Origin of the sequence: Mesorhizobium sp. ISC11 (assembly GCF_037162595.1) — a bacterium.
GTDB classification, from domain to species: domain Bacteria; phylum Pseudomonadota; class Alphaproteobacteria; order Rhizobiales; family Rhizobiaceae; genus Mesorhizobium; species Mesorhizobium ciceri.
On record NZ_JAVSPW010000001.1, the window covers coordinates 5,954,043 to 5,973,868 of the forward strand.

The window sequence follows — 19,826 nt, forward strand, 5'->3', positions numbered from 1 at the left end:
CCGCTAATTCGCCTTTGGTTTGGCGCTGCCCAGCTTCTTGCTGTCAAAGGTCAGTTTGTCGCTGTGAATCTTGCCGTCGCTGATGGTGAGGTGCTTGGCGCAGGAAAGCGCGCCGGACGACTTTGTCATCAAGTCATACATAAGCAGCGCCTGGTGATCGTCTCCGAAGGCCGCGATCATGCGCACACCGGTCACATCCTGTGAAAGTTTGGTCAGGCCCTCGAGGTAGGGGGCCTTGCCAGTCGACTGTTGCATCGGCCCATCAAAAACGACGTCGTCGGCGACATAGGATGCTGCCTTTTCGAGGTCGTGTCCTGTCCACGCCCTGGTGAAGGCGGTGGCGATGTCGAGGGGTGCTGTCTGTGTCATGACTTTGTCCTGATAGATTGATTCAGAACCCCGCACCCTTTCCGCATTCAAGGACCAACGGCGAGCCGGCTTCCCGGTTCCTCCTTTGAGGTGAATGGTGACATTTCGGCCTCTCGCCACCTCGGCGGCGTTCGGCTACATCTGCCGGCTGGAGACCTGAAATGACTGAGCTCGACACCCGAAAGACCATCGTGCTGACCGGCGCCAGCCGCGGCATCGGCCACGCCACCGTCAAGCGTTTTTCGCGCGAGGGCTGGCGCGTCATCACCTGCTCCAGGCAGGCTTTCGCCGAGGACTGCCCGTGGCCGGCCGGGCCGGAAGACCACATCAAGGTCGATCTCGCCGATCAGGAGGATGTCGGCATCGCCGTCTCCGAAATTCGCCACCGGCTGGAAGCGCATGGCGGCCAGTTGCATGCGCTGGTCAACAATGCCGGCATTTCGCCGAAGCTCAAGGACGGCAACAGCCGCATGAATTCGATCGACACGCCGATGCATGTCTGGCGCGACGTGTTCCAGGTCAATTTCTTCGCGCCGATCATGCTGGCGCGCGGGCTGTTCAAGGAACTGGCGGCGGCCAAGGGCTCGATCGTCAACGTAACCTCGATCGCCGGAACCCGCGTGCATCCTTTCGCCGGCACGGCCTACGCGACATCGAAGGCGGCACTCGGCTCGCTGACGCGCGAGATGGCGCATGATTTCGGTCCGCACGGCATCCGCGTCAACGCGATTGCGCCGGGCGAAATCGATACCGCGATCCTGTCGCCGGGCACGGACAAGATCGTCGAGACCATTCCTCTCAGGCGCCTTGGCACCACGGCCGAAGTCGCCGACATCATCTTTTTCCTATGCTCGCAGCAGGCGTCGTATGTGACTGGCTCGGAAATCCACATCAATGGCGGCCAGCACGTGTGACAAAACAGGATGCTCATCCTGTTATGGTGAGAACAGCCTTGCCGCTGAAGCTGCGCTGTCGCAGTGCGTCCAGCGCTTGAGCGACGTCTGTCCACGGCGCCGTCAAGGCCACGCGCGTTTCGAGCCGGCCGGCTGCGACCAGAGCGAGCAGTGAGGCGATGTCCTCGCCGATGCCTGGACCAGACGTGTAGTACGCAAAAGTCTGAAGCCTTGCCCCTTCATGATCCGGAACGAACTGGCGGAATCCGACGGGCGTCAGCTCGCCGCTGCTCGAACCGAACATGACGATGGTCCCGCCAGGTGCGATACGTTCGATCGCGCGTGCGAGGCTTTGGCCGCCGACCGACTCGGTGACCAGCGAGAACGGCCCCTCGGCCAGATCGATCGCTTCGACAACCTGCTCGGCTCCCAGACCGCGGAGATCGTCGGCGTGCCGGGCCGCGGCGATTGCCGTCACCGAGGCGCCTTGCTCGCGGGCGATCTGGATCTGAAAACGGCCGACCGCTCCGCTTGCACCGGTGATCAAGACCTGCTGGCCGGCGAGGTCGCCGCCATGGCGTAGAGTCCTTAGTGCCGTCGTACCGGCGACAGGAAGCGTGGCTGCGGAAACGAAACTGACGTCATCCGGCAGGACGGCGAGACGGTCGATTGGGACTGCGATGCGTTCGGCCCAACCGGCCTCGTCGACCAAAGCAACAACCCGGGCGCCGACGGCTGGCCCGGAACCATCGGCTGCTCTTCGTTCGACAATCCCCGCGATGTCCTGGCCGGGTATCCAGCCCTCGGGGCGTATGGCAAGCAGGCGCAGTTCGCCCCGGTTCAACGAAGTTGCGTGGACAGAGACAAGCGCTTCGTTCGAAGCCGGTTGAGGCTCGGCGATGTCGGCGAGCCTCAACCCGGTCGCGCTTTCGGGAGAGATGACCAGGGCGAGCATGGCGTACCTTGTGCTGGCTTGTCGGTGCCAGCTTGCTGTGGAAAGCACGGCAAGCTGAGTACGAGCCGGAGCTTATCGACTTTCGCTGTTAAAGAATTTAGCTATCGTGGCGTTTAATCGCTAATAACAGTCAACCATGAGACAACCCCTCAGCTACCCCTGGCTCGATCTCGATGTGGATGACCCTGCCGCGCCGGCGATTGTCGTGCGCGTCGACATCCCCGAGACCAGAGCGGAAGTCCCCGCCCATCGGCACCGCAAAGGCCAACTCGTCTTCGCACTCGGCGGTGGCGTCACATGCCGCGTTCCAAGCGGTCTATGGATGGTGCCGCCGCATTGCGGGGTGTGGATCCCCGGCGGCATGGAGCACAGCAATGTCGCAACCGCCAACGCCCGGATTTTTTTCGTCTACATAGAGCCGGGAGCCGCCGATCTGCCGGAGCGGTGCTGCACGTTTTCAATCTCGCCCCTGCTGCGCGAATTGATCATCGAGCTTTCCGATCGGGTGGAGGGTGACGGGGCGAGGGGCGAACTCTTGACCAAGATGCTGCTCACCGAATTGCCACGCATGCCTGTCCAGCAATTGCACCTGCCGATCTCGTCCGAGCCACGCTTGAACAGGATCGCCGAAGCGTTGGCGCAAGACCCTGCCGACCGCAGCACACTGGCGGAATGGGCCAACCGCATCGCGCTCAGCGAGAGCAGCCTCGCCCGCCTTGTGGCAAAGGAGACGGGGCTGAGTTTCGGGCGCTGGCGCCAGCAATTGCACTTGATCGTTGCAATTCGGGAACTGGCTTCCGGCAAGAGTGTCCAGCAGGTCTCGGGCGATCTCGGCTATGGTTCCGTTACGGCCTTCATCACCATGTTCAAGAAGGCGCTTGGGAAGCCGCCGGCCAAATACCTCAGCGGTATCGCGCAAAATGGCGGCTCTGCATTCGTGGCGTGATGCTCGCTTGAAAGGGTGGTCGAGCCGATCACGTTGCCAGCGTGCGAGAGTGCAGCTTGGGCTTTGGGACTCAGGCCACCGACGGCTCGGCGGTTTCGCGCCTCAACTCCGGTTTGGAACCGAGAACTTCTTCCACAATCCCGCGCGCAATCTCGCGCTCGCCCATGATCACCGTATCGGCGCCCAAACCCTTGAGATGTTCGACCTCGGCATCGGAATGGGCACGGGCGATGACGTTGATAGCGGGATTGGCGGCGCGCGCGCGGAGCACGATCTGGCCGGCTTCGAAGGCATTGGGGATCGCAAGGATCAGCCGGCTGGCGCCCTCGGGATTGGCGGCGGCGAACACTTCGGCATTGGCCGCATTGCCGGCGACGGTCTCGACGCTGTCCGCTTTCAGCTTCGCCAGCGTCTTGTCGGCGTCCTCGATGACCAGGAAGGGCATTGCCGCGCCTTTCAGCGCCGAGCCGACCAGGCCACCGACACGGCCGTAGCCGATCAGGATGGCATGGCCGGTGAGTGCCGTCTTTGGCGGCGGCCCGTCCTCCTTTTTCGCCGCTGCCGCGACAGAGGCCACCTGGCCCGGCTCCGTCGCCGGACCAACCGGTTTTGCCTCGACCGGTGGTGCCGTCCTGGCGGCGCGCCGTTCCAGCCATGGCTTCATCCAGTCGATGGCCACGAACATCAGCGGGTTGAGGACGATCGACAGGATCGCACCGGCCAGAATGAGGTCGCGGCCCTGTTCCGGCAGCAGCTTCAGCCCGACGCCGAGTTCAGCCAGGATGAAGGAGAACTCGCCGATCTGGGCGAGGCTTGCCGAGATTATCAGCGCCGTGGCGATGGGATAGCCGAAGGCAACAACGATGGCGAACGCGGCCAGTGATTTGCCGATGACGATGATGGCGAGCGTCGCCAGGATCGGCCAACCATTGCTGATCAGGCTGAACGGGTCGAACAGCATGCCGACCGAGACGAAGAACAGCACGGAGAAGGCATCGCGCAGCGGCAGCGATTCTTCCGCCGCGCGGTGGCTGAGTTCGGATTCGCTCATGATCATGCCGGCGAAGAAGGCGCCCAGCGCCAGCGAGACACCGAACAGTTTGGCCGCACCGAAGGCGACGCCGAGCGCGATGGCCAGAACCGCCAGCCGGAACAGTTCGCGCGAGCCGGTATGGGCGACATAGTGCAGGATCCAGGGAATGACCCGGCGGCCGACCACCAGCATGACGATGACGAAAGCGGCGACCTTGGCCAGTGTGATGCCGACGACGCCCCAGATGCCGTAGCTGGCCGGCAGCGACAGCAGGCCGCTGGCATGGGCGTCGGCCTGCTCCTGGCCGCCGAGCACGCCAGCGAGCGCCGGCAGCAGCACCAGCGCCAGCACCATGGCCAGATCCTCGACGATCAGCCAGCCGACGGCGATGCGGCCGCGCTCGGTCTCGATCATCCGCCGTTCCTGCAGGGCACGCAGCAGCACCACGGTCGAGGCGACCGACAACGCCAGGCCGAACACCAGCCCCGCGCCCATCGACCAGCCGAGCATCCAGGCAAGACCAGCGCCAAGCGCGGTGGCAAAGCCGATCTGGACGATGGCGCCCGGCACGGCGATGGCACGCACCGACAGCAGATCCTTGAGCGAGAAGTGCAGCCCGACGCCGAACATCAGCAAGATGACGCCGATTTCGGCCAGTTCGTTGGCAAGCCCGGCATCGGCGACGAAGCCGGGCGTGTTCGGCCCGACCAGCACGCCGGCTATGAGATAACCGACCAGGGGCGGAATGCGGAAGCGGTTGGCGAGAGCCCCGAAGACGAAAGCCAGCCCCAGACCGGCGACGATGGTGGCGATAAGGGGCGTGTCATGCGGCATTGTCTATGGAGCGCCTTTCAAGTCAGCGATGTTGGATGAGCGCCGCCCAAGGCCGCCGCCTGTTTGCAATATGGTGGATGGTATGTCGGCGATGCAACCCGCAAAGCCGTGAAATCGACGGCGCTGCCGCGAAAATTTGACCGGCAGCTGAGAAAGCTGCCGGCCGGATCGGAATTTGTGCGGAGCTATTCGTCTCGATTCGTCAGGGCCGATCGATGATCAGGCTGCCCGCAGCAAGGCCTCGATTTCCGGTATGGCATGGTTGGTCAATGTCTTGGGAATTTCGGCGGTCACCTTGTCCCCGACCTCCTTGTGCAGCTTTTTGCGCATTGTCCCAAGCACCACCGGCGGCGCGACGAGCACGATCTCGCTGAACTCGCCGTCATGCGCGAGCTTGTAGAGCCGGGCGGCGATTTCATCGGCAAAACGCTCCTTGCCGATGCGGTGCCAGTCCGTATCCTCGACTGCGCTGCGGTGTACGGAGGGACCATCACTGTATCGGCCGGGGCTGTCACTGCCTTGCTCGCGGGTGGGCGGGTTGTCCTGCTGCATTTCCTGCACCACCTCGAGATTCGGATATTTGTTGTCACCGGCGTTCCTGAGGAAAAGCGCCTTCTCGCCATCGGCCACGATCACCCAGATACCGTGCTTGAGTATGATTGTGTTCATGATGACAGGGCTCCTTTTTAGCCGCGTGGCGACCTTTAGTTGGCATTCCGCAGCCGGATTTCGATCCGACATGACGGGCCTTTTGAGAACGCACCTCGAGCCGGTAATGTTCCAGTCGGCAGCCAAGTCGGCGTTGGACATTCTGGCTATCCCGAGGTCGCGACTTTAATCTACTAACTTGGTAGAATTTGGAAAAAACAGTTTTGCGGCTTTTCTCGCCGGGCGCTAAAAGAGCCACAAATCAAGGCCTGCGACAGCAGCTTGAATCCGCTCTATCTGTAAATGAGAAATATTTTTCTCTTGGCCGGGATGCTTTCAGAAAAGCAATTGCATCCCCACAAGGGATGCGCGAGTGCGTTCCTTCTGGTTTCTCGCGCTCGCGCGTAGAACTGCAAGCTCATTGAGGATTCCGCTCGCGTCCATGTCGCACACTGCTCCCAAGCTCAACGCCTTCCCCGTGTTCATGCGGGTTGAGGGCGAAGCTGTGGCCATCGTCGGGGGCGGCGAAGAGGCGCTGGCCAAGGCGCGGCTGATCGGACAGTCGAGCGCGCTCCTGCGGATCGTCGCGGAACACGCCGAGCCCGACCTGCTCGCCTTCGTCGCCCAGGCCGGCGCGACTCATTTTGCCGCGGCTTACGAGGCGTCGCAGCTCGAAGGCGCGGTCATGGTGTTTGCCGCCAGCGGCGACGAGGAACTCGACCGCCGGGTGGCCGCGGATGCGCGCCGCCTAGGCATTCCGGTCAATGCCGTCGATCGGCCTGAGCTTTGCGATTTCTTCACCCCGGCGCTGGTCAACCGCGCGCCGGTGGCCATCGCCATCGGCACCGAGGGTGCAGGCCCGGTGCTTGCCCAGATGTTGCGCGGCCGCATCGACCGCATGCTGTCGCCGTCGCTCGGGCCGCTGGCAATTCTTGCGGCTTCGTTTCGCGGGGCTGCCGAGAAGCTGCTGCCGAGAGGCAATGCCCGCCGCCGCTTCTGGAATGATTTCTTCGCTGGCGCTCCTGCGCGCGCGGCTGAAGCCGGCCAGCTTTCGCAGGCGCATGACGCCGCCGTCGATCTTCTGCTGTCGAACACGCCCGCTTGCGGTCACATCGCGCTGGTTGGCGCCGGTCCGGGCGCCGAGGATCTATTGACCTTGCGAGCCCATCGTCTGCTGATGGAAGCCGATGTCATCGTCCATGACGCCCTTGTGCCCGAGGCGGTCGTTGCCATGGGTCGCCGCGATGCCGAGCGCCTGCCGGTCGGAAAGCGCAAGGGCTGCCACACCAAGAGCCAGGCTGAGATCAATGCGCTGCTGGTCGAGCTTGGCCGTGAAGGCAAGCGTGTCGTGCGGCTGAAGTCGGGCGATCCGCTGGTGTTCGGCCGGGCCGGCGAAGAGATGGCGGCACTTCGCGACGCCGGCATCGCCTATGAGGTGGTCCCGGGCGTCACCGCGGCCTTTGCCGCCGCCGCCGATTTCGAACTGCCGCTGACCTTGCGCGGTGTCTCCTCGTCGATGGTGTTCACCACCGGCCACGACCTCAAGGGCAATTCGCTGCCCGACTGGGCCAAGCTCGCGATTTCCGGCGCTACCGTCGCCGTCTATATGGGCCGCTCGGTGGCGGCCGAGGTTGCCGGGCGGCTGATCGAGGCCGGCCTGTCGCCGGACACTGCGGTGGCCGTGGTCGAGAATGCCAGCCTCGCCAACCGGCGGCGCTTCCACGGCACGCTTGCCGACCTGCCGTCGCTGGAAGCGCGCGCCGATCTTTCCGGCCCGGTCATGACCATCATCGGCGATGCGGTCGCCGGCGCCAACTTTGAACGGTCCGAGCCGCTGGCGGCACACAGGCATGAAGGCGCGTCCAGTTCGGTCGCCGAAGGAGTTCAGCAATGAAGATACTGACCGCCAACCGCCTCACCGACGGCATCGCCGTCTGGTACGCCGATGGCGGCTGGGCCGAGACGGTGGATCATGCCGACCTCGCCCATGACAAGGCAGCCGATGACAGGCTCGAGGCGATCGGCGCCAAGGCCTATGCCGCCAACGAAGTGGTCGACGTCAATTTGATCGACGCTGAAGTCGTCAACGGCGTCGTCCAACCGGTGCGGCTGCGCGAGAAGATCCGCGCCGCCGGCCCGACCATCCGCAACGATCTCGGCAAGCAGGCTGCGCGGGCAGCATAACCAAGACACCAGGCATGGGCGGACGCGCCCTGAAAGACCAAGCATGTACCGTTACGATGAGTTCGACCACGATTTTGTCCAGGCCCGCGTCGCCGAGTTCAGCGACCAGGTGCAGCGCCGTCTTGCCGGCGAGATCACCGAGGACCAGTTCCGGCCATTGAGGCTGATGAACGGCGTCTATCTGCAGCTGCATGCCTACATGCTGCGCATCGCGGTGCCCTATGGCACGCTGAACGGCAAGCAGCTGCGCATGCTCGGCCACATCGCCCGCAAATACGACAAGGGCTACGGCCATTTCACCACGCGCCAGAACATCCAGTTCAACTGGCCGGCGCTGTCGGACATTCCGGCGATCCTGGCCGATCTCGCAAGCGTCGAGATGCACGCCATCCAGACCAGCGGCAATTGCATTCGCAACGTCACCGCCGACCACTTCGCCGGCGCTGCCGCCGACGAGGTCGCCGATCCGCGTCCCTACGCGGAAATCCTGCGCCAGTGGTCGTCGGTGCATCCGGAATTCTCGTTCCTGCCGCGCAAGTTCAAGATCGCGGTGACGGGGGCCGAGCGCGACCGCGCCGCCATCCAGACCCACGACATCGGCCTGCACCTGAGGAAGAACGCCGCCGGCGAACTCGGTTTCGCCGTCTATATCGGCGGCGGCCAGGGCCGCACGCCAATGGTTGCCCGCAAGATTCGCGACTTCCTGCCGGAAGCCGACCTTTTGTCCTACTGCACGGCGATCCTGCGCGTTTACAACCTCTATGGCCGCCGCGACAACAAGTACAAGGCGCGCATCAAGATCCTCGTCCATGAGACCGGCGTCGAGGAGATCACCCGCCAAATCGAGGCCGAGTGGCAAGAGTTGAAAGACGCCCAGCTGAAGCTGCCGGAAGCCGATATCCGCGCCATCGAGGCCTATTTCGCGCCACCGGCACTCGCTGAGCGGCTGGAAGGCGACCAGGCGGTCAAGCTGGCGCGGCTCGATTCCAAGGGGTTCTCGGAGTGGCTCGACCAGAATGTCGTGACGCACCGCCATCCCGATTATGCGGCGGTGACGATCTCGCTGAAGGGCATCGGCGAGGTGCCCGGCGACGCCTCAGACAGCCAGATGGACGCAATTGCCGACATCGCCGAGACATATGGCTTTGACGAGCTGCGTGTCAGCCATGAGCAGAACCTGATCCTGCCGCATGTGGCCCGCGCCGACCTCAAGGCGGTCTATGATGCGCTGGTCGGCATCGGCCTGGCCACGGCCAATTCCAACCTGATATCGGACATCATCGCTTGCCCGGGCCTCGACTACTGCGCGCTGGCCACGGCGCGCTCGATCCCAATCGCGCAGGAAATCTCGCGCCGCTTCGCCTCGCTTGAGCGGCAGCGCGAGATCGGCGAACTGAAGCTGAAGATCTCCGGCTGCATCAACGCCTGCGGTCATCACCATGTCGGCCACATCGGCATCCTCGGCGTCGAGAAGAAGGGCTCCGAACTCTATCAGGTGACGCTGGGCGGCTCGGCCGACGAGAACACCTCGGTCGGCGAGATCATCGGCCGCGGCTTCTCTTCGGAAGAGATCACCGACGCCATCGAACAGATCGTCGAGACCTATCTCGGCCTTCGGCTCGACCCACAAGAGAAATTCATCGACGCCTACCGCCGAGTCGGTCCCGCGCCGTTCAAGGAGGCGCTCTATGCTGGCGAAGCCAAGGCCGCTTGACCGTATTGGAGACGTCGATGACGGCATCGCCGCCAAAGCGGCAGGGCTCGATGCGCTCTATGGTCATCTGAAACCGCTCGAGATCATCGAACGCTCGGCCCGCGAACTGTTCCTCGACGAGATCGCGGCGGTGTCGTCGTTCGGCGCGGATTCGGCTGTGCTGCTGCACATGATCGCCAAGATCGACCGGACGCTGCCGGTCATCTTCCTCGACACCGGCAAGCATTTCGAGGAGACGCTCGGCTATCGCGATGCGCTTGCCGCCGATTTCGGGCTGACCAACATAAGGGTGATCAAACCCGAGGAAGCAGCACTCGAACGGATCGATCCGACGGGCAATCTGCACCAAAGCGATACCGATGCCTGCTGCGACGTGCGCAAGGTGGAGCCGCTGGCGCGCGGTGTCGCGCCATTTCGTGCCTGGCTCACTGGCCGCAAGCGTTTTCAGGCCGAGACGCGGGCAGCGCTGCCGGTGTTCGAGGCGGTCGGGCCGCGCATCCGCATCAATCCGCTGGCGCATTGGACGACATCGGACCAGGCCGACTATATGCGCGCGCATGCGCTGCGCGAAAATCCGCTGGTCGCTTATGGCTATCTGTCGATCGGCTGCTTCCCGTGCACGCAGCCGGTGCAGCCGGGCGAGGACGCGCGCAGCGGCCGCTGGGCCGGTCATGCCAAGACCGAGTGCGGCATTCACCTGTCGGGGCTGGAGAAGTCGCTGACCGACGCATCCCTTTAGGATATGCTGATATTCAGGTAAGGCTGGCCTGCAAACGGCGGCTTCCTGCGCTTCCGGTGCTCACGTACTTCAAGTACGCTCCGCTCCGGTTCTCGGAAGCCGCCATTTTCGGCGCAGCCTGACCTGAATCTCAACACATCCTTGGTTCGTTTGACTGTTTAGGAACTTTTTGATGACTGGACCGACGACACCGGAAACCCGGCTCTGGACCCCTGCGGGTTTTCAGGAGGATGAGTGGACGCATGCCGAAAGCGCCGATGCGCTGTCCGGCAACGGCCGCTTCATCCTGCCGTTGCAAATCTTCCTCGATCTCGATCCGGAGGTGCGCCGCTCGGCCAAGGAACGGCTCGGCGTCCTGCTGCAGCCGGGTGATCCACTCGAGAAGATTGCCGACCTGCTCGACCAGCTGTCGCTGGTGGCGCTGGCCTTTCCGGCCTTCAGCGACGGCCGCTCCTTCTCCAAGGGAGAACTGCTGCGCGGCCGCTACCATTTCGAAGGTGCCGTTCGCGCCACGGGCCAGGTACTGGTCGACCAACTGCCGCATATGCTGCGCCTGGGCTTCGACGAGTTCGAGATATCGAACCCCGTGCTGTTGAAGCGTCTGGAGGAGGGCCGCACCGGCGGATTGGGGCTCTACTACCAGCCAGCCGCCGTGCCGGAACCAAAAGGCCCGAAATACTCCTGGCGGCGCGTTCGCAGCAGCTGACGTTGCGGTAATTCCGCGCGTCTTTACAACGCCCCCTGTTCAAGCCTTCTCTTGAGCTTCCGGATGGAAAATCCGGAATGATCGGGGAGGGGTCTTCATGCGTTACGACTATGTCATAGCCGGCGGTGGGTCCGCCGGCTGTGCGCTTGCCGCACGGCTTTCGGAAGATCCCTCGAAAACGGTCTGCCTGATCGAAGCTGGCGGCGAGGGCAGGGATATGCTGATCCGCGCTCCGGCTGGCATTATCGGTATGCTTTCCGGCCGGCCCAGGATCAACAACTGGGCCTTCGAAACCGTGCCGCAGCAAGGTCTTGGCGGCCGCAACGGCTACCAGCCGCGCGGCAAGGCGCTGGGCGGCTCCAGCGCCATCAATGCGATGCTCTATGTCAGAGGCCATCGCAGCGACTATGACGAATGGGCCGATCTGGGCTGTGAGGGCTGGTCGTGGGATGAGGTGCTGCCCTATTTCCGGCGCGCCGAAGGCAATGAGCGCGGCACTGATGCCCTGCATGGCGGGGACGGCCCGCTGAAAGTGTCGAACCAGCGCTCGCCGAGGCCAATCGCCAAGGCCTTCATAGAGGCTTGTGCCGAAAACCAGATTCGCGCCTCGGACGATTTCAACGGACCGGAACAAGAGGGCGCCGGCTATTTCCAGGTGACCCAATTTGCCGGTGGCGCCCGTAATGGCGAGCGCTGTTCGACTGCCGCCGCCTATCTCCATCCGGTGATGCAGCGGACCAATCTGACCGTGATCACGCGGGCGCACGCCACACGCATCGTCCTTGACGGCAAGCGGGCCACCGGTATCCGCTACCGGACACGCAAAGGCGAGGCAGTGGCGCAGGCGTCGTGCGAGGTGATCCTGTGTGGCGGTGCCTTCGGTTCGCCGCAGCTTCTGTTGCTGTCGGGTATCGGCCCGGCGGCCGAACTTGCCGTGCATGGCGTTCCCGTCGTCCACGAATTGCCGGGCGTCGGCAAGAACCTGCAGGACCACCTCGATTTCATCGTCGGCTGGAGATCGAAGGACACCGATATGCTTGGCATGAGCCCGCGCGGCGCGTTGGGTTTCCTACGGCATATCGCGCAGTGGCGGCGGGATGGGACCGGGCTGATCGCCTCGCCGGCGGCCGAGAGCGGCGCTTTCGTCAAATCCGACCCGGCGCTTGAGCGCCCTGACCTGCAGCTGCAATTCGTCATCGGGCTGGTCGAAAACCATGCGCGCACGCTGCACTACGGCTTCGGCTTCTCCTGTCATGTCTGCATATTGCGGCCGCACTCGCGTGGCGAGGTTGGGCTGGCCAGCGCCGATCCACTTGCCGCGCCGCGCATCGATCCGCGCTTTCTCGGCGACCAGCGCGATACGGAGCTGCTGTTGAAAGGCGTGAGGATCACCCGGCAGGTGCTGGCTTCACCGGCGCTGACGCGCTACCGGCACAAGGAAATGCACATCGCCGGCGAGCCGAGCGATGCCGATCTGATGACCCATATCCGTACCCGCGCCGACACGGTCTATCACCCGGTCGGCTCCTGTCGGATGGGCGTCGACGAGATGGCGGTGGTCGATCCGCAACTCAAGGTGCGCGGGCTTGAAGCCTTGCGTGTCGTGGACGCCTCGGTGATGCCGACACTGATTGGTGGCAACACCAATGCGCCAACCATCATAATCGCCGAAAAGGCCGCCGACATGATCAGGGCTGCCTGATAGGAGCTCCAGGCCGCGGTGCCTATAGACTGGCGGTCGTTTTGTTTTTCTTGGTTTGATGCAATTGCCTCAGGGAAAACGTTACGTGCTTTCCCTGGAAACCGTTCACACCTCTGCTGGAATTGCTTAAGCCGCCGCTCGTGCCTCGCGGAACGACACCAGCTTGCGGCGGTTCTCGTCCCACAACGCCAGTTTAACGCAGCGCAGGCTTTCCAGCAGCGTGACACGGCCGATGTCGCGCAGCTCGGGATAATCCCGCAGCACTTCCTGCAACCGGTAGCACGGCACCTTGGCGGAGAGGTGATGGACGTGATGGACACCGATGTTGCCGGTGAACCAGTTCAGCACCGGCGGGAGGTCGTAATAGGACGATCCGTGCAAGGCAGCGTGCTGGAATTCCCAGTCGACATCCTTCGCCCATTCCGTTTCCTCGAACTGGTGCTGGACATAGAACAGCCAGATGCCGGCCGAACCGGCGAGGATGACGATCGGCAGGTGGACCACCAGGAACGCGCCGGGACCGACGAACCAAATGAGGATGGCTGCTGCGACCGCGATGCCAAGATTGGTGGTCATCGACGACACCCAAGGGGTCAGGCCGCCGCGCATCATGCCGACGGGCAGCCTTTGCTCGAAGATGAACAGCCAGATCGGACCGAGCCCGAACATCACCAGCGGGTGGCGATAAAGACGATAGGCAAGGCGGCCTCGCCACGACATCTGCCGGTATTCTGCAACGGTCAGCGTCCGGATGTCGCCCATGCCGCGTTCGTCAAGATTGCCGGCGCTGGCGTGGTGGGTCGCGTGGGCGCGCCGCCAGCAATCGTAGGGTGTCAGCGTCAGGATGCCGAGCGCGCGGCCGATCCAGTCGTCCGCGTAGCGATTGGCGAAGAAGGAGCCGTGGCCGCAATCGTGCTGGATCATGAAGATGCGCACCAGAAACCCGGCCGCGGGAAGGATGAGGATCAGTCCCCACCAATGGCCATAGGCATAGGCCGCCGAGGACAGGCCCCAGAGTATGGCGAATGGAATGAGAGTGATGGCGAGTTCGACGGTGCTGCGCCGCCTGTCAGGCTTCTTGTAGCGGGCGAGAATCTTCAGCCAGGCGCGCTTGCTGTTGGCGACCGTCTCAGGGGAAATCATGTTCATCAGGAAGCATAGGCGGGGTGCCTCGCCGCCGCAAGGCGACATCACGCAAAATTACTGTGCGTAATTGTCGCGTGGCCTGGCGGTCGAGCCAGCCAACCGCCGGTTCGACCTGCTGATGATTCTGAGCGTCGGTTTTCCGCTGGGGTCGATCGCTATTCGCGATCGAGGATGGGACAGCCGCGCTCGGTGCCAAAAGTCACGCGCACGCGGTCGCCACCCTGTCTGCCGCGGACTGTGATCTCCCGGCGGCCGACGGACTCTATCCTTGCGCGGCGGATGCCCATTCGGTCTGCCTTGTCGAGGGCCCGGTCCTCCGTGCAGCCTCGTTGACGGCGGTCACGCCGGTCGTCGCGACGGGGGCCTTCGCAATCGTCATAGGCGGGGTCGCAATCTTCCATGAGCTTCAGCCGCGGGCCATGTTTGCCCAATTGCAGCTGCAGATTGTCTGCTTGTGCCGGAAAAGCCGCCAAGGTGATGGCGCCGAGGCCGACAAGCGCCATCAGCGATGAGGTGATCGAAACCTTGCGCACTACGTCCTCCATTTTGAACCACAACACATCTATCCTTAGATGGTTCGGCTCTCCCCGGCTATTGCCGATAGGAGGTTTGCTGCCAAGATCGATTGTTGCGTTAACGCCGGCGCCAGCCGATGTCACCGCGCTCCGCCCCATCGAGGCGGTCGAGCAGTTCTCGGAGCCGGTCGGGAATGTCGGCCTCGGTGCGGAAGGCCGGCAAGGTGCGTAGAAAGCGGGTCACCGCCTCGGCACCCAACTGGCGCCTGACCTCGATGGCCAGCCCTTCCGCCTTTTCGCCCGTGTTGCGGGTCATCATCTTAAAATCCTGTGTCGGCTTCGAAACTCCTCCAGCAAGGGAATGGTTCCCCCATCCTGCCTGTGGGGCAAGCAAAGCCGGCAGTTAAGGTAAAATTTGAATTAAAATCGAAATGTCTTGCCCGTCATTGTCCGGCCTTGGCCGGTGGCTTCCATAATCGCTTACCCCTTGATTTTTGGCTGCCAAACATCGATATCGGGCACAAAATCCACATCATTCGAGATTGACGGGAAACGGCGATGAGCGACCAGGCAAAAGACGAACGCGCGCCCGATGAAGTCGAGGCGACCGAGCCCGCAGCCGAGCGCACGGAAGGCAGCACCGACGGCGACTATGAAGCCCTTGTCCGGCTGCTGAAGGAAAATGAAGAGCTGAAGGACCGCGCGCTGCGCGTGGCGGCCGAGATGGAAAACCTGCGTCGCCGCACGGCGCGCGATGTGCACGATGCGCGCACCTACGCGGTCGCGAATTTCGCCCGCGACATGCTTTCGGTGTCGGACAATCTGCGCCGCGCGCTGGATGCGATTCCCGCCGAGGCCAAGGCATCGGGTGACGCCGGCTTCAAGGCGCTGATCGAAGGCGTCGACCTCACCGAGCGCGCCATGCTGTCGGCGCTGGAACGGCATGGGGTCAAGAAGCTCGCGCCGGAAGGCGAGAAGTTCGATCCCAATTTCCACCAGGCGATGTTCGAAGTGCCCAATCCGGACGTTCCGGCCAACACCGTGGTCCAGGTCGTGCAGCCGGGCTATTCGATCGGCGACCGCGTGCTGCGCCCGGCCATGGTCGGCGTCGCCAAAGGCGGTCCGAAGCTTGCCGCCGCTGAAGCGCCGGTCGAGCCGGGGCCGGTGAACGAGCAGGCTGAGAAAGATGCATAGTTAAGGGAGTAGGGCAGTAGGGCAGTAGGGAAAAGGGCAATCGCACCTTCCGTGCGGCTTCGTGCTAAACATACTGCCCTACTGCCCTATTCCCTTACTCCCCTGGCCTGCAATGAACCCCATCGCGCTTCTCGACTATGCCGGTGTCGCCGTCTTCGCGGCGACCGGAGCGCTTGCGGCTTCGCGCAAGCAGCTCGACATTATCGGCTTCCTGTTCCTGGCCAGCGTCACCGGGATAGGTGGCGGCACGCTTCGCGACGTCATCCTCAACCTGCCGGTTTTCTGGGTCGCCAACTCCGGCTATGTGCTGGTCTGCGCCGCGGTTGCGGTGCTGGTCTTCTTCAGCGCGCATCGTGTCGAATCGCGCTGGAAATGGCTGCTCTGGCTCGACGCCATCGGGCTCGCCGCTTTTTCGGTGATGGGCGCGGCCAAGGGGCTTGCGATCACCGGTTCGCCGGTCGTCTCCGTCATCACCGGCGTGCTCACCGCCACTTTCGGCGGCATTCTGCGCGATCTCCTTGCCGGCGAGCCATCGGTGCTGCTCAGGCCCGAAATCTATGTCACGGCGGCCCTTGCAGGTGCCGGCCTTTACACGCTTGGCGATCTTGCCGGACTGCCGCCGCTCGCCTCGGACCTTGCCGGTTTTGCGGCGGCGTTCCTTGTGCGTGGCGGCGCGCTCAAATTCGGCTGGTCGTTTCCGTCCTACAAGAGCCGGCCCGGCAGGCGGCCGGAAGATATTTTGTGAAAAGGAAGCGAATAGCGAATAGGGGTTGAACGAGATAGCTCCCGCTACTTTCTATTCGCTAGCCTCACGCAGCGAAGCGCTGGGCTTCCCCGCCATAATAGTTGACGTAGCGTGCGCCGATCTCCTTGACCGGCATCACGACGAACACATCGACCGTCGAGAATTCGCGATCGATGACGCAGCCATCGCCGATGCGGGCGCCGACACGCAGATAGCCCTTGACCAGAGGCGGCATCGCGGCGATCGCCGCCTTGGCATTGACCGCCTCGATCGGCATCAGGTCCATCGAGCAGTAGCGCCCGGACACCGCGCGCACGTCCCAGGCCGAATTGGTGCGGCAGTGGTGGGCGAGGTAGGTGAGCGCCTCGGCATGCGCCGCCGGCACGGTGCCGTGAAAAGAAGCGCAACCGGTCATCACACCGATTTCATAATGATTGATGTAAGCCCAGATGCCTTGCCACAACGCTTCGATGGTGCGCTTCGAGCGGTATTCCGGCAAAACGCAGGAGCGGCCGAGTTCAAGGAAACGCTGGCCGGGGTGACGGGCAATGAGCTTGGTCAGCTCGAATTCACCTTCGGAATAGAAACCGCCGGCCGTGGCCGCGATTTCTTGCCGCAGAAGCCGATATGTGCCGACGATACGGCGATGTTCGGGACCGGAAAGCGTGGTGTCCAAAACCAGCAGATGGTCGCAGAGTGGATCGAACCGGTCGGCGTCACGGCGGTCATGGGCCTGGAACAGGTCCTTCCTGGCGCCAAGTTCGTCGTAGAACACCCGGTAGCGCACTTCCTGCGCGGCCGCGATCTCGGCCTCGTTGCGAGCGAGCCGCACTTCAAGATTGCCTATACGGCCCAGTGCCGCGCCCTTTATGACGGAATCGACGTTACGTCCGGCAAGCAAGGCGCTGCTGGCGTTCGGCCGAGTGTCACATTCCGGCATAACTGTATGCACGAGTGATTCTCCTTCGAGCCATCCCTCTTGGCACGGGGATACGGTGTAGGTGCAACAGGATTGTGACAGTACCGTGATACGACGTCGTGGGCAATACTTCGTCGGCTGGCGAATACGATCAACCGGCTACGTTTAAGTGATCGCCCGGTGCGGAATGGGCGGTGGAAAGCTCAGGCCGCGACGACCTGGCCCTCGACGGCATTGACCAGCGCCTCGGGGTCGAGCGGCTTGGTGACAAAGCCGCTGGCGCCATGGGCCAACACCGCATGGCGGGTCTTTTCCTGGCTGTCGGCCGACAGCACCATGATCGGCACCGGCCGCACGGCACTTTCTTCCTCATGGCGGCGGATGGCGGCAATCGCGTCCAGCCCGTCCATGACCGGCATGTGCAGATCCATCAAGACCACGTCGAAGCGGTCCTTGTGCGCGGCGCCGGTGACAGCCTCGACGGCGGCCTTGCCGTTGCCGACCACCCTGACGCGATGCCCGGCCTTCAGCAGCGTGGCGCGGGCCAGCATGGCATTGATGTCATTGTCCTCGGCGATCAGCACCGACAGGCCGCGCTGGCGGTTGCCGACGGCGCGCAGTGTCGGCGCGCCGCGCTTTTCCGGCTGCGGCAGGCCGAGGCTCGGAGCATGGCTGCTCAACAGTACACGCAAAAGTGTTCCGCCGCGCACCGGCCTGGCCAGGAAGGTTGCGTAGCCACTAGCGCGGAACTCGCCAAGCATGCCGCGATCTGTCGGCGCGATCAGCGTGATCGCCTCACAGTCGGAGAAACCGCTCTGGCGCAGGCGCTTGAGCAGCCTTCCGTCGCCTTCCTCCATCGCTGCATCGACCAGGATCGCGTCGCAGCCGGCGGCGAAAGGCGCGGCCTGTGCGGCGGTGGTGGCGATGTCGACCGCGCCGCCATTGGCGCGGATGGTGCGGGCGATGGCGTCGGCCTCGACGGCGTTCTTCGACAGGATCACCACGCGTCTGCCCGAGAGAGCATTCTGGCGGCCCTGCGGCGCTTCGGTGGCCGCTGTCGCAGGGACTTCGAAGACGAACTCGGATCCCTGGCCGAGCCGGCTGGATACCGAGATCGTGCCACCCATGGCGGCCACCAGGCGCCTGGAGATGGCAAGGCCGAGGCCGGCCCCGCCATGTGTGCGTGTCGACGTGCCGTCGGCCTGCTCGAACTCCTCGAAAATGCGCTCCAGGTCGGCATCATGCAGGCCCGGACCGGTATCGGCGATGGTAAAGCATATGCGGTCGCTGGTTTCGGTGCGTGCGCGTGCAATGCTCACCAGCACGCCGCCGCTGTCGGTGAACTTGATGGCGTTGCCGATGAGGTTGAGAAGCACCTGCCTGACCTTGCCTGGATCGGCGGTGATCAATTGCGGCACGTCGGGTTCGACATGACAACCCAGCCCGATATCCTTGGCGAAGGCGCGCGCCGCCAGCAATTCGATGATGTTGTCGGCGATCTCGCGCACCGACATCGGCTGCGGCTCCGGGTCGAAACGCCCGGCTTCGATCTTGGAATAGTCGAGAAGATCCTCGATCAGGGCAAGCAATGCGCTGGCTGAGGTCGAGACGGCGCCGACATAGGTCTGCTGCTCCGGCGACAGGCTGGTGTCGGCGAGCAACCTGGCCATGCCCATGATGCCGTTCATCGGGGTGCGGATTTCATGGCTGACGGTGGCGAGGAAGCGCGATTTGGCCTGGCTGGCATATTCGGCCCGTTCGCGTGCGGTGATCAGCGAGGATTCGGCGCGTTTGCGGGCGGTGATGTCGCGAGCGATGGCGCGGTGCGAAACCGCGCCGCTGTCCTTGTCGCGCACCGACAGTTCGATCCAGGAGAACCAGCGCTGCCCGCTCGGCGTGCTGATAGAGACATCGGTGGAACTCAGGCACTCATGGTCGGAAAAGGCGGCATCGGGAACCATGCCGACCTCGATGCCCAGTTCCGCCAGGGTCTTGCCGGCAAGATCGCGCTGGTCGATCTCGACGAGATCGGCGAAGACCTTGTTGGCATAGACGATGTAGCCGTCGCGGTCGCGATGGATGACAAGATCGCCAAGCGCGTCGATCAGGCCGCGAAAGCGCTCATCGCTCTCCTGCATCTCCCACATGCGGTCGGCCAGCGTCTCGATCTCGGCGCGGCTGCGGGCCGTGGTTTCGTCAAGAAGGGCGGCGGTGCGATGTTCGCTGCGCCTGGCGCGCAGATGCATGGCAAGGCCGGCTAGGCCGGTTGCGAGCAATGCAACGCTGATGAACATCGGTGCCCCGGTCAGGTGCGCCAGCCCGGCCATCACCACGATGGCGACGAATGTCAGAAAGGACAGGCCTTCGCGCCTGGAGAATTCCGGCTCGGGCACCAGCGGCGGCGCGGCGACGAAGCGCCGCGTCGACGCCGGCGGGAGCACCGCATCGACATCGTCGCCAGTGTCCGCCTGTTGGCTGCCGGATTGCGCGATCATGCGAAATTCTTGCCAGACAGAGCTTATGGAAAATTGCGGCGGATCGTTCCAATTTTAGCGGATGAGCGCTTTTTGCCGAGGCGCGGCGG

At 63.6% G+C, this 19,826-nt stretch carries 19 protein-coding genes; 10 read left to right on the forward strand and 9 right to left on the reverse strand.

The features are described 5' to 3' along the window. Positions 1–3 precede the first annotated feature (3 nt). Positions 4–369, reverse strand: a complete 366-nt coding sequence (locus RPF88_RS28790; RefSeq protein WP_337123613.1) for a nuclear transport factor 2 family protein — start codon at positions 367–369, stop codon at positions 4–6. Between the two features lie 161 nt (positions 370–530). Between RPF88_RS28790 and RPF88_RS28795 the strand changes: the two genes are divergently transcribed. Continuing rightward, complete coding sequence (locus RPF88_RS28795) at positions 531–1,283, forward strand: SDR family NAD(P)-dependent oxidoreductase (RefSeq protein WP_013529556.1); 753 nt, start codon at positions 531–533, stop codon at positions 1,281–1,283. Positions 1,284–1,296: 13 nt separating this feature from the next. On the opposite strand, the gene RPF88_RS28800 is transcribed toward RPF88_RS28795, so the two are convergent. Further along, complete coding sequence (locus RPF88_RS28800) at positions 1,297–2,217, reverse strand: zinc-binding dehydrogenase (protein WP_337123614.1); 921 nt, start codon at positions 2,215–2,217, stop codon at positions 1,297–1,299. Between the two features lie 136 nt (positions 2,218–2,353). On the opposite strand from RPF88_RS28800, the gene RPF88_RS28805 reads away from it, so the two are divergent. Next, complete coding sequence (locus RPF88_RS28805) at positions 2,354–3,163, forward strand: AraC family transcriptional regulator (protein WP_224621316.1); 810 nt, start codon at positions 2,354–2,356, stop codon at positions 3,161–3,163. Positions 3,164–3,233: 70 nt separating this feature from the next. Here RPF88_RS28805 and ybaL read toward each other — a convergent pair whose 3' ends face one another. Beyond that, complete coding sequence (gene ybaL / locus RPF88_RS28810; protein ID WP_337123615.1) at positions 3,234–5,030, reverse strand: YbaL family putative K(+) efflux transporter; 1,797 nt, start codon at positions 5,028–5,030, stop codon at positions 3,234–3,236. 219 nt (positions 5,031–5,249) lie between these two features. Then, positions 5,250–5,699, reverse strand: a complete 450-nt coding sequence (locus RPF88_RS28815; RefSeq protein ID WP_013529560.1) for a baeRF12 domain-containing protein — start codon at positions 5,697–5,699, stop codon at positions 5,250–5,252. Between the two features lie 421 nt (positions 5,700–6,120). Between RPF88_RS28815 and cysG the strand changes: the two genes are divergently transcribed. From cysG to RPF88_RS28845, 6 genes are all read left to right on the forward strand, one after another. Continuing rightward, a complete protein-coding gene (cysG, locus tag RPF88_RS28820; protein WP_024502841.1) occupies positions 6,121–7,572 on the forward strand; it encodes a siroheme synthase CysG in 1,452 nt (483 codons plus the stop codon). Beyond that, positions 7,569–7,862, forward strand: coding sequence for a DUF2849 domain-containing protein (locus RPF88_RS28825; RefSeq protein WP_013529562.1), 294 nt, complete (start codon positions 7,569–7,571; stop codon positions 7,860–7,862). Before cysG ends, RPF88_RS28825 begins: the two co-directional genes overlap by 4 nt. Before the next feature lie 43 nt (positions 7,863–7,905). Further along, positions 7,906–9,576, forward strand: a complete 1,671-nt coding sequence (locus RPF88_RS28830; RefSeq protein ID WP_024502839.1) for a nitrite/sulfite reductase — start codon at positions 7,906–7,908, stop codon at positions 9,574–9,576. Beyond that, a complete protein-coding gene (locus RPF88_RS28835) occupies positions 9,551–10,315 on the forward strand; it encodes a phosphoadenylyl-sulfate reductase (RefSeq protein ID WP_013529564.1) in 765 nt (254 codons plus the stop codon). Before RPF88_RS28830 ends, RPF88_RS28835 begins: the two co-directional genes overlap by 26 nt. A 172-nt stretch (positions 10,316–10,487) precedes the next feature. Next, positions 10,488–11,021, forward strand: a complete 534-nt coding sequence (locus tag RPF88_RS28840; protein ID WP_224675246.1) for a DUF934 domain-containing protein — start codon at positions 10,488–10,490, stop codon at positions 11,019–11,021. 97 nt (positions 11,022–11,118) lie between these two features. Further along, complete coding sequence (locus tag RPF88_RS28845; RefSeq protein ID WP_337123616.1) at positions 11,119–12,723, forward strand: GMC family oxidoreductase; 1,605 nt, start codon at positions 11,119–11,121, stop codon at positions 12,721–12,723. A gap of 126 nt (positions 12,724–12,849) precedes the next feature. Here the strand turns inward: RPF88_RS28845 and RPF88_RS28850 are convergent, their stop codons facing one another. From RPF88_RS28850 to RPF88_RS28860, 3 genes are all read right to left on the reverse strand, one after another. Beyond that, positions 12,850–13,872 carry a fatty acid desaturase gene (locus tag RPF88_RS28850; protein ID WP_013529567.1) on the reverse strand — a complete coding sequence of 341 codons (1,023 nt, stop codon included), beginning with the start codon at positions 13,870–13,872 and terminating at the stop codon, positions 12,850–12,852. A gap of 152 nt (positions 13,873–14,024) precedes the next feature. Beyond that, positions 14,025–14,426 (reverse strand): hypothetical protein, encoded by a 402-nt coding sequence (locus tag RPF88_RS28855; protein ID WP_337123617.1) that lies wholly within the window; start codon positions 14,424–14,426, stop codon positions 14,025–14,027. Positions 14,427–14,502: 76 nt separating this feature from the next. Continuing rightward, positions 14,503–14,703 (reverse strand): hypothetical protein, encoded by a 201-nt coding sequence (locus RPF88_RS28860; protein WP_013529569.1) that lies wholly within the window; start codon positions 14,701–14,703, stop codon positions 14,503–14,505. A 239-nt stretch (positions 14,704–14,942) separates the two neighbouring features. On the opposite strand from RPF88_RS28860, the gene grpE reads away from it, so the two are divergent. Next, the gene (gene grpE / locus RPF88_RS28865) at positions 14,943–15,578 is read left to right on the forward strand and encodes a nucleotide exchange factor GrpE (protein WP_013529570.1); all 636 of its coding nucleotides are present in this window, start codon (positions 14,943–14,945) and stop codon (positions 15,576–15,578) included. Between the two features lie 112 nt (positions 15,579–15,690). Continuing rightward, a complete protein-coding gene (locus tag RPF88_RS28870) occupies positions 15,691–16,323 on the forward strand; it encodes a trimeric intracellular cation channel family protein (RefSeq protein ID WP_013529571.1) in 633 nt (210 codons plus the stop codon). Positions 16,324–16,387: 64 nt separating this feature from the next. On the opposite strand, the gene RPF88_RS28875 is transcribed toward RPF88_RS28870, so the two are convergent. Continuing rightward, positions 16,388–17,263 carry a GNAT family N-acetyltransferase gene (locus tag RPF88_RS28875; RefSeq protein WP_023812526.1) on the reverse strand — a complete coding sequence of 292 codons (876 nt, stop codon included), beginning with the start codon at positions 17,261–17,263 and terminating at the stop codon, positions 16,388–16,390. A gap of 182 nt (positions 17,264–17,445) precedes the next feature. After that, a complete protein-coding gene (locus RPF88_RS28880) occupies positions 17,446–19,737 on the reverse strand; it encodes a response regulator (RefSeq protein ID WP_337123618.1) in 2,292 nt (763 codons plus the stop codon). Positions 19,738–19,826: the final 89 nt, after the last annotated feature.